Origin of the sequence: Halomonas sp. SIMBA_159 (genome assembly GCF_046536035.1) — a bacterium.
Taxonomy (GTDB): domain Bacteria; phylum Pseudomonadota; class Gammaproteobacteria; order Pseudomonadales; family Halomonadaceae; genus Vreelandella; species Vreelandella venusta_A.
On sequence record NZ_JAWJBT010000262.1, the window covers coordinates 1 to 316 of the forward strand.

A 316-nucleotide genomic window follows, 5' to 3' on the forward strand; every position below is an offset into this window, starting at 1 on the left:
CCCGGCAGCTCTTATCGCTATGAGGTGAAGTACCAGAACCATGCGGCCGGTATGACCAGTCTCATGGGGCAGGGACATTCTTATCAGCCAAACTTAAAGGTGAATTACAGCTATACCGGGCAGATGCTCATCGATGTGCTTGAGCAAACGGAACAGGGTTATACACTGGCATTCAGGTTCCAGCCTGAGTCATTTATTGCTGAGATGAATGGCAGCACCAGTAGTCGCTGGCCGCAGGATGTTGTTGTTTATGCCAATCTGAATCGAGATGGTTTGTTCAATGAACTGAAATTTCAGGAGACATACTACGAAGAAT

1 protein-coding gene is annotated in these 316 nt (G+C 47.5%); it reads left to right on the forward strand.

The window, feature by feature from the left end; all coding sequences use genetic code 11:
• Positions 1-316: hypothetical protein (locus tag R0J87_RS19240; RefSeq protein ID WP_498888245.1), on the forward strand; the 316-nt coding region annotated here is incomplete at both ends.